At 32.3% G+C, this 16,535-nt stretch carries 11 protein-coding genes; 9 read left to right on the plus strand and 2 right to left on the minus strand.

Annotation, left to right across the window (positions count from 1 at the left end; genetic code table 11):
- Positions 1-486: 486 nt before the first annotated feature.
- Positions 487-3,366: a type IIL restriction-modification enzyme MmeI gene (locus EKM00_RS06840; protein ID WP_126515684.1), complete on the minus strand. Its 2,880-nt coding sequence runs from the start codon at positions 3,364-3,366 to the stop codon at positions 487-489.
- Between the two features lie 593 nt (positions 3,367-3,959).
- Between EKM00_RS06840 and EKM00_RS06845 the strand changes: the two genes are divergently transcribed.
- Complete coding sequence (locus EKM00_RS06845; RefSeq protein WP_126515685.1) at positions 3,960-4,805, plus strand: RteC domain-containing protein; 846 nt, start codon at positions 3,960-3,962, stop codon at positions 4,803-4,805.
- 427 nt (positions 4,806-5,232) lie between these two features.
- Here the strand turns inward: EKM00_RS06845 and EKM00_RS06850 are convergent, their stop codons facing one another.
- Positions 5,233-5,841, minus strand: a complete 609-nt coding sequence (locus EKM00_RS06850; RefSeq protein WP_126515686.1) for a hypothetical protein — start codon at positions 5,839-5,841, stop codon at positions 5,233-5,235.
- Between the two features lie 4 nt (positions 5,842-5,845).
- On the opposite strand from EKM00_RS06850, the gene EKM00_RS06855 reads away from it, so the two are divergent.
- The 8 genes from EKM00_RS06855 (at position 5,846) to EKM00_RS06890 (ending at position 16,535) form a co-directional block, all read left to right on the plus strand.
- The gene (locus EKM00_RS06855) at positions 5,846-6,082 is read left to right on the plus strand and encodes a hypothetical protein (RefSeq protein ID WP_126515687.1); all 237 of its coding nucleotides are present in this window, start codon (positions 5,846-5,848) and stop codon (positions 6,080-6,082) included.
- Between the two features lie 164 nt (positions 6,083-6,246).
- Positions 6,247-7,902, plus strand: a complete 1,656-nt coding sequence (locus EKM00_RS06860; RefSeq protein ID WP_126515688.1) for an AraC family transcriptional regulator — start codon at positions 6,247-6,249, stop codon at positions 7,900-7,902.
- Between the two features lie 566 nt (positions 7,903-8,468).
- Positions 8,469-8,804 (plus strand): helix-turn-helix domain-containing protein, encoded by a 336-nt coding sequence (locus EKM00_RS06865; protein ID WP_126515689.1) that lies wholly within the window; start codon positions 8,469-8,471, stop codon positions 8,802-8,804.
- 185 nt (positions 8,805-8,989) lie between these two features.
- Entirely contained in the window at positions 8,990-9,874 is an 885-nt protein-coding gene (locus EKM00_RS06870) for a transcriptional regulator (protein ID WP_126515690.1), read from the plus strand.
- Positions 9,858-10,517 carry an ATPase gene (locus tag EKM00_RS06875; protein WP_126515691.1) on the plus strand — a complete coding sequence of 220 codons (660 nt, stop codon included), beginning with the start codon at positions 9,858-9,860 and terminating at the stop codon, positions 10,515-10,517. Before EKM00_RS06870 ends, EKM00_RS06875 begins: the two co-directional genes overlap by 17 nt.
- Before the next feature lie 116 nt (positions 10,518-10,633).
- Positions 10,634-11,305: a hypothetical protein gene (locus tag EKM00_RS06880; RefSeq protein WP_091256163.1), complete on the plus strand. Its 672-nt coding sequence runs from the start codon at positions 10,634-10,636 to the stop codon at positions 11,303-11,305.
- 162 nt (positions 11,306-11,467) lie between these two features.
- Positions 11,468-13,435: a tetratricopeptide repeat protein gene (locus EKM00_RS06885; RefSeq protein WP_126515692.1), complete on the plus strand. Its 1,968-nt coding sequence runs from the start codon at positions 11,468-11,470 to the stop codon at positions 13,433-13,435.
- A 217-nt stretch (positions 13,436-13,652) separates the two neighbouring features.
- Complete coding sequence (locus tag EKM00_RS06890; protein ID WP_091256160.1) at positions 13,653-16,535, plus strand: helicase-related protein; 2,883 nt, start codon at positions 13,653-13,655, stop codon at positions 16,533-16,535.

The raw sequence follows: 16,535 nt of genomic DNA on the forward strand, positions 1-16,535 counted from the left end.
TGATGGTAGCACACGTTTGTAGCAATTGATTTTTTTGGCTTAATTTAGATTTGATTTTGTATTTGTAAAATTTGTGTTTAACCTAAAAAAAACTTAAGTTAATTCCAAACCAGCTGTGGTAAGTGACATTAACTGTAAGTATCAAAGTTTATTGCTAACAATTGGAGTTTAAACAAAAAAGTTTAATCTTTTGAACTATGAATAAAGCTAGAATTATTCATAATAGTGAAATTGTTTGAGCTGATACTTTACTTGAACTTTATCCAAACTATAGTGAACTTGAGTTTTGTATGTATTCATGAGATATGTTTGGTGTGTATCTCCCAGCTCCACAAAATATGTTTTTAAAATGATGCAAAGTACCTCCCGTCTTTGAGTATTACTGTTTATTCTAATGTGTCTATTAATAGATATTTGATTATATAACAACATAGGGATTTAGTTTACTTATAATTTGCATATATTGTTAATTTTTATAATAATTAATCACAATAAATTTTTATAAAATATCTCTGAAATTTTAGAGTTGAATTCTCTTTTAAGTTCAATGTCCACTGAATTAATTAAAGGTTTAATTCCTTTAAGACTTTTTAGTATATAGACATTATCGGCAGCTAATATCCATTTCGCATTAAAGTTTGTGTAATCATATTCATTAGGATTTAATAACCATTTTTCATATTCAGAAATATGATCGAGCCCCTCTAATAGTTCTGATTTTCTATCAATTTTTAGAATGTTTAATAAAATTATAAAGTTATAAAACCTATATCCTTCAAAAACAGGTTTTCCTTCTTTAAACTCATTTTCAAAACCTTTTTCTCTGTTAAGTTTTATTATTGCTATATATTTTTTAAAATAATCTTTCTTTCTATAATCATATAATTTCTTTCTAATCAAATCGTCATAAATTTCATAATGAAATTCTTGATCCAACATTTCTTCAATTTCAGTGTTTAAAATTTGTTTACACTGATCATCAACAATATTCAATAAAAATGATACGGACCTCCATTTATGAATACCATCAATATTACCAATTACTTTATTTATTAATCGTTTGTTATTAATTTTTGTATTTGGAAAGAACTTACTTAATGCTAAAGATGTATCTTTAATTAATCCCTCATATTTATTATTATTTGGTTTATCTCTATCAATAGCTATTTCCAATATTTTTATTAATTGTTCAGGTGAAAAAAAACATCCTTTTTTCTTAATAAAATACCCTAATTCTTGTAGATGATACCACGCTAAATTATCTTCAACACTTAAAAAATCAATAATAACTTTAGAAAATAAGCTAAACATTTTTTCTGAAATATTTATTTTTGATAAAAGAGTGAATGAATTAGAAACTAAACCTGTGTACCTTTCACTGAACTGTAAATCAATTAAATACTCCTCAAATATTCTGTTTTTATGAGGAGAATTTGCAAAAATACCGTTGTCATAGTATGATTTTAATAGGTTTGTTATAGTATTTACTAATTTTATTTCGCTGTCTTCATCAATTTTTATTAATTCAATTTTTGAAAATAGTTTTTTAAATTCAGTAGAATCTACATTGACGAGAAACTCTATCAAGGTGGATGAATTGAAAGAATTTAATCCTTCTCCCTTTGTTAGATAACTTTCTAAAAAGCCTTTAAAAATTTTGCCAATAAGTAATTTATAATCATGGAATACATTATAAATAATTCTATTTTTGTTTAGATGTAATTGAAGTCGATTATATTCAATTGCTAATTCATAAATATAATTTGAACCAAAACGACTATGATCGTCCCCTCTATCATATAATTTTTTTAAATTAACTATCTGCTCTAATAATTTATCAACTTCATTGTTTACAGATAAAAATAACTTATTATCTTTTATGTTATGAAGATAATTTCTAACATCATCACTTATACTATATTCTATTTCTTCATAAAGAATTTTATTTAAATCAATATTTCGTATTTCTTCTTTAATTTCAAAACTATCTTGTAAACTCTCATCTTCCCAAACTAAATTTAGCAAATATTTCATGTTTAGTTTTGCTAAAAAATATTCAACCTCAAAACCCTCTTTTCCTTGGATTTTCTCACTCAAAGTCTTATAAATATTAAAAGCATCCTTATAGTTGTTTGCAGAAACAAGATAATTACCATACGCATATTCTAATGTTAAATGCTCTTCTTTATTCTTTGCAACTTTAAGCTTTCTTAAAAGATGTTTAAAATCAAGGGTGTCAAAATTGCATGAAACACAATCACAAGAAGTATATTTTAATATATCAATACTTTTGGTATAACCTTCTTCTTTAGAAAAATGAAAATGGTGCTTATGTGAAAAGCCTATTCCATTTGATCTTGATACAATTATTTTTTTGTAATCTTGAATACAGCTTACTTCTGTTATTTGTGAATGGTTTAGAGTTTTTATAAATTCATTTATTTTACCCTGATAATCAATTACTTTACTATCTTCTAATTCTGTCTTTAATTTATCTGAAATAATTACAAAACCATCATTAAAATCTAAACCTTTAAATAATTCGTGAATTTTTGGATTTATGGTAAGTAAATTACCATCTCTATAATGCCATATATTCTCATTTAAAATATTAAAAGGTTTTATACTTGCCAAGTAATTAGGATCAATATAATTTAATCCTTTAAACTGAATCAATGAAGAATATATTTCATCAAGAATGTGTCTAGGTTTTTCATTCTCTTTTAATTTTTTAAGGCTAATTTCATAAAGTTTATCTGTACTAGACCTTTCTCCTTTAGTAATAAATCGGTCTTTATGAAATACAAATAAAATTTCTTTAAGCTTCTCTTCATTTATTAAATCTTCAAGAAAAAATACTTGATATTTTCCTTGAAACTTTGAAGAATAAAACCTTATTTCCTTAAAATTTGAGACAATTACCCACTTACAATTTTCTCCCATTTTGGTTGCATACTCAAATGCTTGCGCAACGGACGATTTGGATTCGATTCTATTTTGTTTTTTATCAAGGTCAATACTAGCATCTTTAATTTCAATTACTGCTCTAACATCATTAAGATCCTTACTTTTAGAAAAAAAACCTAATACACCATCTGGTTTAGTTCCGTCTACTATTGTTTTTGCTTCTTCTCTTAAAGTCCAATAGTTTGAGTTTCCGTAATTAAACCCTAAAATATCACCAAAAAATTCGTTTAAAAATCTTGATTTAAATTCTTCTTCTTTTAAACTTCCTATTTTTCCTGAATTTAGTTCCTTTATTAAACCGTCAATAATATTTCTAGCTAACCTTATATTAGGCACATTGGATAATTTGAAATTTGGAATGTAATTTGAAAGAAAATCTTGTGTAAATAAAGGTTGCATATCTATAAAATGTGTTTGAAAAATAAAGATATTAATTAGTAAGGGGATTTTTTCATATTGTCAATTTTCTTTATATTATTTTTTTATAAAAGTGAGATTCCGATTTAAACTTTTTTTAAAATATCATCAATTTATTCAAATCCTGCAGAAATGGTTCGTAAATATATAGATCCCTTGAGAAATAAATTCCTCTGATACCCGTTTCTCCATAGCTCTGCCGCTCGTTTGCATCGAGTACTATTAGAAGTTAAAAACAGAGCGTTTTTAACGAGGATAACTAAAACGCGATGGCGAAATTACATTCCGTGACCCAGCTCAACGAGTCTCCCGCCCTCGAACAACTCCCATTTATCCGAAATACAGCAAATAAAAAAAATATGCGGTGATTATTCCTATTTATCACCGCATTTTTGCGGTAAATATAAAGCTGGTTTACCGTAGTAGTACAAAAAACAAAGTATGCAATTCGGGAATTTCACTATTCAATTCGGGAATCGAACACCACACCATTTGCACGCTTAGCGACCATCAAATAGATTTACAGCCCTATCCAATTACCAAACAAGTCAATTTGTAAATCTTAAACCGCTTCAATGAAATTATTTTCTGAATCCTTGATGTCTCAATTAGAGCAGCAATTAAAAGTAATCCATCTGCAAACAGAAAATCCAATTCAATCGGCCGAATTAGCCATTAAAAGTAGCGTTACTGCCTTAGAGAGACTAAAATCCTCTTTCATAAAATACAAATCGTTGAACAAGAAAGAAGAAATAGAATTCTTTCGCGATATCAAACCAAAGTTTGCGGCTAAACTGATTTACTATAGCGAAATCTATACTATAGAAACCAACAAGCCATTGGGTTCCCATAAAACAATAGCTAAATATTATAACTCAGAACTTCTTAAATTAAAAGTTTTCTTCAAACAAAACCAGGAATTTTATCGTTACTGTCGCACGGCTAACAGCTGTCTCGATAGCAAATATTATATACGCGAAAAATACGACCTTAAATTAATGATGGACAGTGTTTATTTTCAAATAGACCATCGATTCGCGACCTCTCACGACTATAAGATGGCTCGCATAATAGCGAACGAAGAAATAAAAAATTTTCTGGTGGAGCAAATGGAAAAACTAGAAAGAAAGCCAATAACAACACAATCACCTTCTCAACTCTCTAAAGGCCCAAAATGGACGGGATCAAAAGTAGATCTGATAGAATTGATTTATGCGCTCCATACAGAAGGCGTTTTTAATAACGGAACCTCAGGACTAAAAGAAGTCACAACCTTTTTCGAGTCATCTTTTAATATTGATTTAGGGCAATTCCACCGCGTCTTTCTCGAAATCCGAAACAGAAAAACGGAAAGAACTAAATTCCTCAATACCCTCAAAAACAAACTCACAATCCGCATGGATGATGCAGATGAGAATTAAATTTGGGCTTTTAAATCCGCCCTTAAATTAAAAACATCAAAAAACAACGAAAAACGGAATGGCAGTGCTCCGCAAGCTGAGCCTGAAAGGCGAACGGCTAGGGGCGCGGAATGGAGTTTTCAGGTAGTTTTTACGTTTTGAATTTTCAGGCAGTGAAATCGAAGATTATTTCATCCGTTCGCCTTTCAGGCTCGGGTCATGAATACCAAAAAACAATAATAAACCATGAATAGTTTTTTGTTACTTTTTTCATCATGTAAAAAAGTAAAATCTATAATCAGAGACCATTCATTATTGAAAATACAAATCAAAGATCCTGCGAACACCATTTAAAATAAAAATTTGACAAACTAAAAAAAGGCTGCCCATCTGGACAGCCCTATCAACCTAATTATTTAAAAATAAAATTTCTATTACAAATCAACAGCTAGTACTTTTTTGATGAACTAACTTCTCTAAAAAGAATAGTCCAATCAGGATCTTTATTCTTTGGAGGTGTTATTGACTCCTCATAAGTTTCATACCGAACAACAGATGAATTCGTTAAAACAACCTCTTTATCATTTTCCGTAAACGTCTCATTTATCAAAACACTCGCTTCATAAGCAACTATAAAATCATATAGAACTTCATATCGTTCTTCCGTTTTTGAAAGAAGCAGCAAGGAATTAACAAACCGACTAAAACTTAATTTGGCTTCTACTGATAAATCCCAATTAGCAACTAATTCAGACAGACTAGCCAAAAGAATAGGCGATACTTTTCCTGATGATAAAGAATTGGTATCACTACTCTTCATGCTGCTAATTACACTACCTTTTTGTAGATTTTGAAGAAAGACATAAGCCTTTTGCTTATAAAGTCTTCTTCCTGCCTCATCATAAGGATTAGCACTATTAGCTGGAATGATACGACTACTTATTGATTTGTCTTTAGTGTAGTGCGTTCTCTTTTCAAAACTATTGGGTGCATTGTCAATAGTTGATTCAGAATCAGTACTACAAGACTGCAGAATAAGCGAAATGGAATAGCACATTAAAATGGCTAGGAATAAAAATACTTTTTTCATTTTTGTAAATGTTTTAAATGTTACTGATTACTTTTTTCATCAGTTCTTTTCACCCGGGGTAATGGGAACAGTGGCGATTTTGCTCATAACAAAACCATTCGAATTCAGGGCAAAACTAAATGTGTACTCCGTAACACACAACACAACTGCTGTTCAATTCGGGAATTTAATAGGTGTAATTCCTGAATTGACAACAGTCAATTCATAAACAATTAGTACATAACCAACAACTTAACATTCAAAAAATACATTTAGGGTCCCTCAGGTTAATTGTCTTAATTATTGAAGTTTTTTAGCTACATTTATTCCTGATAAATAGAGACCCAACTCCTCTATTTTGTTTTTAAAACGCTATAATCCCCATTTTAGAACATGAAAAAAAACTACTTAATCTTACTTTTACTTTGTTTTTTTATCAGCTTAAACGCTCAAAAAAAGTTTATAATTCCAGATAGTCTCTCAAATAAAGACTGTAACTACTTCAATGAAAAAATAAATTATAAGGAAAGTGATAGTTTAAAAGAACGCTTATATGCACAGTCTTGGTTAGCTAAAGCCAAATCCGAAAGAAACGATAAGCAAATAGCTCTCGCCTATAAATCCTTAATATATAAATTCGATAAAAAACTCCGACACCTATATGCTGACAGTTTGGTTATTGCTGCTAAAAGAACAAACAGTGCTGAATTGATTGGATCCGCTTATATGACAAAAGGAATAGTATATTATGATGATAAAAAGATGATGAAAGCACTGGACAATTACCTCATTGCCGATGATTATATTTCCAAGACAAACGACGAATATCTTATTTACAAATTAAAATACTGCAAAGCGCTAACTAAATATTATCTTGGATTTTATCACGAAGCAATAAGTTTATTCAAAGAGTGCGTTACTTATTTTAAAGAGCAAAATGATCACGCCTATGTCAATTCATTATATTCATTAGGTCAATGCTACAGCAGAGTTAATAAATACCAATTAAGCAGTCAAATAAATCAAATAGGAATAAAAGCGGCAATTCAATTTGAAATTTTCAGAATGAAATCATACTTTCTATTTTCTGAAGGTATAAACCAATCTTTTAAACACAACTATGTCGATGCTATAAAAAAATTATCGTTGGCATTACCGGATATTAAGAGTAATAAAGATTTTGCCAATGAAACTCTTGCTTATTTTTATATCGGTAAAAATTATTGGTCTCAAAATCAAAAAGAAAAAGCCGTAGCCTATTTCAAAAAAGTAGATATAATTTTCCAACAGCAAAACTATATAAGTCCGGAATTAAGGGAGGCTTATGAACTGCTAATTGATTATTCTCTAATTAAAAATGATAAAAAAGCACATTTAATTTACGTAGATCAACTCTTAAAAATCGATCAATTATTAGAACACAATTACAAATACCTTTCAGGAAAAATAACTAAAGTATACGATACTGAAAAACTACTGCAAACGCAACGTAATTTAGAAAACTCCAATAATTCCATAACTATTATTGCCATTAGTACCACAGCAGTCTTGATGTCAATAATTTCATTCCTTGTTTACAGACATTTTAGATCTAAAAAATTATTCCAAGAGCTGATGAACCGCCAACCGGCAACATCGAAATTATTTGTAGCAAACGGAAGTAAGGAACTCGATATCAATCCTGAAGTAGTTGCTGCAATCCTAAAAAAATTGGAAAAATTCGAAATCAGTAAAAAGTATCTCGAAAAAGAGATGAATTTATTGAAATTGGCTTCTTTATTGAATACAAATACCAAATATGCTTCAAAAATAATTGCAAAATACCGTAACAAAGGAATCATTGAATATATCACTGATCTTAAGATTGATCATATCATAGAATTGCTTAAAAGTGAGAATAAATACCGTATTTACAAAAACAAATCTCTAGCAGAAGAAGCTGGATTTGGTTCTACTCAAAACTTCACAAGAGCATTTAAATCCCGTACAGGAATATCCCCTAGCTACTTCTGTACGGAATTAAACAAATCAATAGCAGTAAACAATTAAAAATATTTTTTTGGTATGATTTTTATACACTCAAAAAACACTAGAAAAAATTAGCTCTACTCACTCATATAACCCGCTGGGTATAATTATTCAAAACGTCAGTTCAAGGCATAAATTTTATTTCAAAAAAAGCAATATAAAATGACGTTTAAGATTTTAAATATGTTTAGCCAACTCGCTAATATTTACCAGACCCAAACGTCATTAGCATATGCAGTCGAGTGTCAAATGTTTGAAGAATGCGCAAAAAGAAAAGCTGTTTGAGCGCAGCGAGTGCTGCCTCTTTTAGCACTCGAAAACTAATTTGACCGACAGGGGTAGGCAGGCTTGATTTTTTTGTTACTTTTTTCATCAAGGAAAAAAGTAAAGATTTCTTCAAACAAAAAATCAGTACTTACGTAAACGTACTTCTTATATCCGCTCTTATATTTTTATTAAAAAAAGTCAATAACCACAACCATTTCAAAATAAATGCTCCTTTTTTCTTTCACAACTTGTGAACCACTTGTGATATAAAATCAACCAATACCAACACTTTTGTACCATAACAACCTAAAACATAAGTTATGGCACTTGAAAGCAACAGCTCCACCAACGCTACTAAAAACAGAATCTACCGCGAGCAATTAATTACAATGGAAGACTTAAACGAATTTCGAAGTCTTCTTCTCAATGATTTAAAAGGAATCATACAATCCAAACCACTCCAGCAGAAACAATGGCTCAAATCCAACGAGGTCCGGAAACTGCTAAATATTTCACCAGGTACTTTACAAAACCTTCGCATTAACGGCACACTGACCTATACCAAAATCGGTGGAATTATGTATTACGACCAAACTGATATAGAAAAACTTTTAAACGGAAATAAAGTAAATGCCCTCCCTACACTTTTCAAGTAAAATAATTGGTAGGAACGAAGCAATCAAATTATCATTTCTCGTCATCTCGAGCGCAGTCGAGAGACACTTTTTACTACTCACCACTCACTGTCATCCTGAGCTTGTCGAAGGACACTACTCACTTCTCACAGTCATCTCGAGCGCAGTCGAGAGACACTATTCACAACTCACTTTTCACTACAAAAATGAACTACATCAAACACCTCACCGGATTTTTCAATAAAATTAATTATGAACCCAACCTAAATCCAACACACATTTCGCTCTATTTGGCACTTTTCCAATGTTGGAACGTAAATCGATTCAAGAATCCAACAGGCATTTCAAGGGAAGAAATAATGAAAGCCAGCAAGATCAATTCAAAAGCAACGTATCATAAATGCATGAAAGAATTAGAACTTTTAGGGTTTATGGTATACAATCCAACATTCAATCCACACGCTTGCTCCAACATCATTATGACCAATTTTTCTGAAAAAGAAAAAACAATTTCAAAAATACCACACTCAACCCATTCAAAAAATGAACCCGTTCACAATTTGACCGAATCAAAAAATGAACATGTCATTGAACAGGTAAATGAACAGCTCTATATATATAATAAAAAACAAACAGTTAAAAACAATTTAAACAATACAAAAATAGATATAGAAAAAAATTTAATAAATCAACCAGTTCAAAATTTGAATCCTATAATAATTCCAAAAGAGATAGAAATAAAAACGAAGACCGGGCAGCAAAAAGAAAAAAGTTGCGCCAAAAAAGAAAAAGTGGTTGAACTCGATTTATTTTTTGAAACCACAGTGCCATCACTCGAAATGATACTGGAATACTTCTCTTTCAAGGAAAGCTCCCAAATAGAAGCCAATAAATTTTTCAATTACTACTCCAGCATTGGTTGGCTCATAGGCGGAAAAACAAAAATGAAAGATTGGAAAGCTGCAGCAAGAAACTGGATGCTCAACACAGCTAAGTTTGCTGCTAACACCCAAAAAACCGATTACAACGCCCAACCAAAACCTATGCACTTGCACACAGCAACCCAGAAAAACTATGACGAACCATTGTAAATCAGTCCATGAAACCTTCTTGGTCCACAAAGGTTTCAAAGTGTATAATTTTCAAAAATGTCTCGAATACCTAGAGAACCAAGGAAAAACAACCTATGGAAGTTCGTTTCAAATCAGCGAAATGGATCACCCCACCATCTACAAATTGATGATATATATGATAAAAGATGAGAAAGCTGCCATAAACCAAAATATAGACTTAACAAAAGGCATTTTAGTATCAGGTTCAATAGGTTGCGGAAAAACATCCCTAATGAACTTAGTACGTCCATTTGCCTATCATGCGTCTGAGTACAAAATCAAAACATGTAGGGAAGTCTCGTTTGAATTTGCCAAAAATGGCTTTGAGGCCATCAACTGCTACACGCTAAAGCAATCCAATCAATCAAAACTAACCGGTTATTGCTTTGACGATTTGGGTGCCGAACAGCAAATCAAACACTTCGGTAACGACTGCAACGTAATGGCTGAAGTACTCATCAGTCGTTATGAACAGTTTGTTGAAAACAAATCCGTCACGCACATCACCACCAACCTTTCCGCCTCCGAAATCGAAAACAACTACGGCAACCGACTCCGCTCCAGAATGCGACAAATGTTCAATTTAATAACATTTGATAGTAGAACGAAAGACAAACGCTAAAGTCATTGCGAGGAGTTGCGAGACACGAAGCAAAGCAATCTTATCACTTTGCGTAAAAATTGTATCGAGAAGCAACTTTTAAACTTTTCAAACCTTAAACTTTAAACTTTTCTATCATGAAAAAAATCAACACCTTCTGGAACTGGTTCCAAGACAACAACAAAACCATCCAAAACCTTATAAATGAAATCCCTAAAAATCAAAAACACATATGCTTTTGGATAAACAAAAACCTCAGCTACTATTGCAAGGAAATTGACTTCATAATTGTATTTCCAAAAAATGGCAATACCAAATCCGAACTCATCATAACTGCCAATGGCAACCCGGAATACTTTAACCCGGTAATTGATTTAATCGATAATGCACCACAATTGAAGAACTGGAAATTTACCGCGTTCATACAACCAACCGAAAGAATTGACAAAATTATTGATGGATTTGACGAGCCTTATATCTTTCATGAGATTACATTAAAAGCAAGCGAACTCAAATTTTTACCTGTTGAGTATCATGAATTATCGCATAAGGTAGACATTGTAGTTTTTCTAAAAAACTATAATTTGTATTGCGATACAAAGACGTTACAGCAAGCAATTTTTATCATCATGCAAGACATTGTAGGAGAAAAATCCCTGTACCAAAACATCAATTTTGTGCAGTTGGCACAAGTACCGGATAACAAGGAGGGATTGATTCAATTATACGATTTTCAATTGTTTCTGGACAATCTAAACGGTGTAGATTTAAATAATTATTTTCTCAAAATGTGGGAAACCGTAAGGTAAAACAAAACCCAAAGTTTATTTTTGATTTTATTGAGTACAAATGGCTGATTATAAATGTTGAGCTGTCATTTATAAAAAAAACCATACGAACCTGTTCATTATTTGAATAGGTTAGTATTATTAAAATTAATAGATTTACGTTTTCATTTTACCACCACAATAATGCAAATAGTCCATAAAATAAATGATTTTCTGTTCATCATTTTTCCAGAATTGGAAAATGCCAATGAAATGGAAATCTTCAATGCAATTCAAAAATACTACACGTATGGCCCTTTTGTGCCGAAAGTTACGATAGATAATGGCAGTGTTACTGTTGAAGTAGATACAGAAATCATTGCCACGCAGGATGCCGATTACAATAAAACAATCGCTTTGTGCGAAAAAGGAAAGTTTGATGAAGCAAAGATTATCCTGGAGAAACTCATCCTTAAAAACCCTTCAAATTCAGAATACCACAGAATACTTGGGCAAGTACTTTCAGAGCAAGGGGATCAGGATGAAGCAATAAATGCTTTAATTGATGCCTTGCGCTGGAATTCATTTAACGGTTGGGCGTTAATGATGATGGGAAATATTTTCGCAAGACATAAAAAAGATAGTGCAACAGCGATGAAATATTATGACCAAGCGATAGTGGCCAATACTGCAGATCACATTACTTTGGCGAATATTGCCTATTTACTTTTTCAAGAAAACAAATTCGAAGACGCTAAAAAATACGCATATGAAACATTAAAATTAAATGACAAATACCCGAATGCGCATTTTATCCTTTCGTTAATCGCCCAATCAAAAAACGATTTACATTCTGCTTTCTATAGTGCTTTACAAGCAATTAAATTTTCTAAACAAAAAGACGCATTATACCACAACGCGGTAAAACAAGCCTTTGACACAGCAAATAAAATTACAGGAGATCTTGATGGTGAAAAAATATTTTCTGCTTACAGAAGCCAACTGGAAGGTGAAGGTGGAACAGAAATAGAAATTTATGCCGATGACGAAATCAAAACAGCTGCCAAAGTAGAAATTGCAGAAAGATACAACCGTAACAAACACATAGTAAAATACAAAAGTACATATCCTGCAGTTGAGCATTTAGTGATGCACGAATTGGTGCATTTAGATTTTGTCAACCAAGCCCGAAAAGAAAACCTTAACCAAGTATTCATTTCAACCCAACAAAACAAAAACAATTTTATTGAAACCATCCTTCCTGCAATCAATAATTTAAAATCAAAAATACAAGACCAGTCCACAATAGACTTTTTTATAGAAAGTGTATTCTCTGGCTTAAACTTGCAAACCTACAATACTCCTATCGATGTATTCATTGAAGATTTTCTGTACAAAGAATATGCAGAACTAAGACCGTTCCAATTCCTATCCTTATTCGGTTTGCTTCAAGAAGCTATAAAAGCAGTGACTGATGAACGAATCCTAGACATTGCACCACAGAGTGTTATCTCAAAAACAAGAACGTTCAGCTTAGTTAATGCTATGCAATTCAAGGAATTATTTGGCATCGATACCATTCAAGAATTCAAACCAACTCGGGCGGAACTAGATCTCGCAGATGCATTTTACAAAGAATTTATCGAATACCGTGAGGATCGCAAACCAGGAGAAGAATACGAATTGATAAAGCACTGGGCACAAGACCTTGGTTTAGACACCTTTTTCGAACTCGAAAGCGAAGCCAAATTCGAGAATAAAAACAACATCGATGATTTCCTAAACAAATTGCAGCAAGACCCTTTCGGACTGGAGGAAACAGAAGACCCATTTCAAAAAAGAGAAATGGAAAAATTCCAAAAACACCAAGAAGAGATTGGAACCAATATGGCAATCGTGATGTTTATGGTCGAAGCCCTAAAACATTTCAAAGAAAAAGATGCTGAACTCATAAAACAAGCCGCTTTCGAATTGGCAATGTTAGGAACACAAGGTATTGATCCCAACAAAAAAGACTATATCATTTCAAGCATCAAAAACAAACGCTTTTCCGGAAATCAAGTCTTGGCATTTTATTATGTTTCCTGGGCATTAGCAATACCTGAACAAGTACAGCATTTAGGTTTAGATTTTCATAAAGAGTTTATAATGGCTAAAAAATTATCTGATTAATAATTTATGTATTACAATACAGACATAAACATCATTGGAAGTATCCCTGATTATCATTTGATATACAAGAGGTTGCCATTGCTTTTAAATGACCCAAAGGAATTAGAAAATATTTAAGTAACCAATAATGAATTTGATTTTAGAACTGAAAAATCTTGGATTAGGCTTCAAATCAAATTTTAATTGTATTCAGAAAAAATAAGCAATCTAGCACTAAATGAATTCAGAAAAAACCACTACTCTAAATCATAATCTAACCATAGGACAAAGAATATCTACTAGAGGAGAAGATTTTATTGTTACGGGCACTAACACAAATCACGATGGTTCACAATTATTGGAAGCTGAGGGCATTAGTGAATTGGTGAAAGGAAAACGATTTTCTTTTGATACCAATTTAGATACCGACATAAAACCTATTGACCCCAATTTCACGACACTTATTCCTGATACCGACAGTGGTTACAGAAAAACAAAATTATTCCTAGAAACCCAAATCCGGAACTCAGCTATATTTTCAGATAAAATAACGATTGCTACAAAAGCTGCTATAAATGCAGCAGAATACCAATTAACTCCTACCCTAAAAGCACTCCAATTACCAAGACCTCGCCTATTAATCGCAGACGGTGTTGGATTAGGAAAAACAATCGAAGTGGGTATTTTTCTAGCTGAAATGATCAAAAGAGGCAAAGGAAAACGCATTATGGTATTGGCTCCAAAATCAATACTAGCACAATTCCAACAAGAACTGTGGAACCGTTTTGCTATTCCTTTGGTACGATTAGATTCTGATGGAATTGCGAAAATTAAATCACAATTACCAGCCAACAAGAATCCTTTTGAATACTACGATAAAACTATCATTTCAATTGACACCTTGAAGCAAAACGCAAAGTTTCGTCATTATTTAGAAAAATCGAGATGGGATGTTGTGGTTATTGATGAATGTCATACAGTGGCTAATGATAGAAGCCAAAAAGGAGATTTGGCACAATTCATTGCGAAAAAATGCGAATCATTGATTCTTACTTCTGCGACACCACACAATGGTAAAAAAGAAAATTTTGCCAACCTCATCAATATGATTGAACCAACTGCCATTCCAAAAAATGGCGAGTACGATAAAAGTCACGTGGAGCCATACTATGTGCGTAGATTCAAAAATGATATTGCAGATGAAACAGTTAGAGCCAACTTTCAGGAACGAAAAATTGTCCGTTCCTCTGCTTCCTTAAGTGTTGATGAAAATGATTTTTTACAATACCAACAAGAACTTAAATTTCTGGCTATTGAGAAAATAAAAGAAGGAAACGAACAAAAATCCAAAAACGATTTTCTGTTTTCTATAGGTTTATTCAAGGGGTTTATGTCATCGCCTCTTGCTGCTTTAGAAAGTGTAAAACGAAGATTGGAAAAAGTCAAAGTTAAAAACAATTCTGATGATAGTTTTGAGGATAACGTAGAAATCTTGGAGACCTTAAAAACCAAAATCGAAAAAATTCTATCTGCAAAATCAGATACAAAATACAAAAAATTAAAAGAAACGCTACTAGGTTTAGGATGGTCTGGCAAAAAGCAGGACGACCGATACGTTATTTTTGCGGAACGCATCAAAACGCTGGAATATTTGAGAGACAATCTTAAAAATGATTTCAAAATTACGGATGAGGCTATTGCCTATTTTCACGGTGGTCTTTCGGATAGTGAACAACAAAACATCGTGGAAGATTTTGGAAAACAAGATAGTACAGTAAAAATTCTATTGTGTTCTGATTCAGGATCTCAGGGGGTTAACTTACATTATTTCTGTAACCGTATGTTCAATTATGACATTCCTTGGTCCTTGATTACTCTAGAACAACGAAACGGTCGTATTGATCGCTATGGGCAAAAGAAGACTCCTTTTATTCATTACATTATTGCCGAATCCGATATTGATGGATTGAAAACCGATTTACACATTGTAGATCGATTGACCAAAAAAGAAGAAGAAGTCTATAAAACATTAGGGGATGCTGGTTCTGTAATGAAGTTATACGATACCGATAAAGAAGAAAAGTTTATAGAACAGGCATTTTTAAAACAAAATGAAAATTTTCTGGACAGCACCGCCAAAGCAATGGTCGATTTTGACTTCTCCACGCTTTTTAACAATGAGGATGATAAAACAGCCGTATTGGTTACTGACAATCCTTATGAACAACCAACCTCTATCTACTCTTCTGATTTTAAATATTACGAGGCTTTGTTCGAGCAATTAGACTCAGCAAAACAATTACAACACAAGGAAGTTACGGTAGCCGAAGATTATATTGAAATTGTTAACACCAAAGACCTTAACCAAATCTTATTCGATTTGCCACCAGAATCTAAACCGGCTATTGGCAGTTTATACAAATTATCATTGGATAAAGATTTAGTCCAAAAATCCATTGAAGATGCCCGAAAGAAAAAAGGAGCTTGGGCTGAATTTCAGGTGCTCTATGATTTACATCCTGTCGTACGGTATTTTATGACCAAATTAGAAGCCAGCGTGGATAAAGATGTGGCATTAGTTGCCAAATCTAAAATATTTCCCGCTCAAACTTCTTGGTATATTTTTCAAGGACAAATTGCCAATAATCTTGGACAACCGGTATTGTCCGATTTTTATGTGGTAGGATTGAATGACGACGGAACTATTCATCGAAAAACACTCGATTTAAATCAGTTCATTTCAGAGTTTAAATTGTCAGAAAAGTTGTTTACGGAAACCATAACAGAAGAAGATCTTGCAAACTTGCAAAGCATTTTGCCCGATGCCGTAGAATGGGCACACAGCCGTATGCAGGAAGAACAACAATTGTTGGAAGGTAATATGGAGACCAAAATGGCCACTTACCAAACCAAGATCGAAAGTTGGCACGCAGCAGCAATAGAACAATTAGAAATTGATTTTACAGATAAATCCTTGGGTAATTATTGGGCAAAGATGAAAGACAATAAACAGCGGGAAATAGAAACGATTTTAAGCAGTTCCAGCCAATACTTTCAAGACTTAACTTCCTTGCAAGGACAACCTTATTTAAAAGTAATTGCTGTTTTTTATAATTCATAA

Origin of the sequence: Flavobacterium sp. RSP15, from assembly GCF_003968755.1 — a bacterium.
Taxonomy (GTDB): Bacteria; Bacteroidota; Bacteroidia; order Flavobacteriales; family Flavobacteriaceae; genus Flavobacterium.

Bases quoted from the DNA above. Each gene is read 5' to 3' on its own strand.
- EKM00_RS06855 (WP_126515687.1), top strand. From the start codon at position 5,846: ATGGCTAGGAATAAAAATACTTTTTTCATTTTTGTAAATGTTTTAAAT.
- EKM00_RS06870 (WP_126515690.1), top strand. From the start codon at position 8,990: ATGAACTACATCAAACACCTCACCGGATTTTTCAATAAAATTAATTAT.
- EKM00_RS06860 (WP_126515688.1), top strand. From the start codon at position 6,247: ATGAAAAAAAACTACTTAATCTTACTTTTACTTTGTTTTTTTATCAGC.
- EKM00_RS06840 (WP_126515684.1), bottom strand. From the start codon at position 3,366: ATGCAACCTTTATTTACACAAGATTTTCTTTCAAATTACATTCCAAAT.
- EKM00_RS06865 (WP_126515689.1), top strand. From the start codon at position 8,469: ATGGCACTTGAAAGCAACAGCTCCACCAACGCTACTAAAAACAGAATC.
- EKM00_RS06875 (WP_126515691.1), top strand. From the start codon at position 9,858: ATGACGAACCATTGTAAATCAGTCCATGAAACCTTCTTGGTCCACAAA.
- EKM00_RS06850 (WP_126515686.1), bottom strand. From the start codon at position 5,841: ATGTGCTATTCCATTTCGCTTATTCTGCAGTCTTGTAGTACTGATTCT.
- EKM00_RS06890 (WP_091256160.1), top strand. From the start codon at position 13,653: ATGAATTCAGAAAAAACCACTACTCTAAATCATAATCTAACCATAGGA.
- EKM00_RS06880 (WP_091256163.1), top strand. From the start codon at position 10,634: ATGAAAAAAATCAACACCTTCTGGAACTGGTTCCAAGACAACAACAAA.
- EKM00_RS06885 (WP_126515692.1), top strand. From the start codon at position 11,468: ATGCAAATAGTCCATAAAATAAATGATTTTCTGTTCATCATTTTTCCA.
- EKM00_RS06845 (WP_126515685.1), top strand. From the start codon at position 3,960: ATGAAATTATTTTCTGAATCCTTGATGTCTCAATTAGAGCAGCAATTA.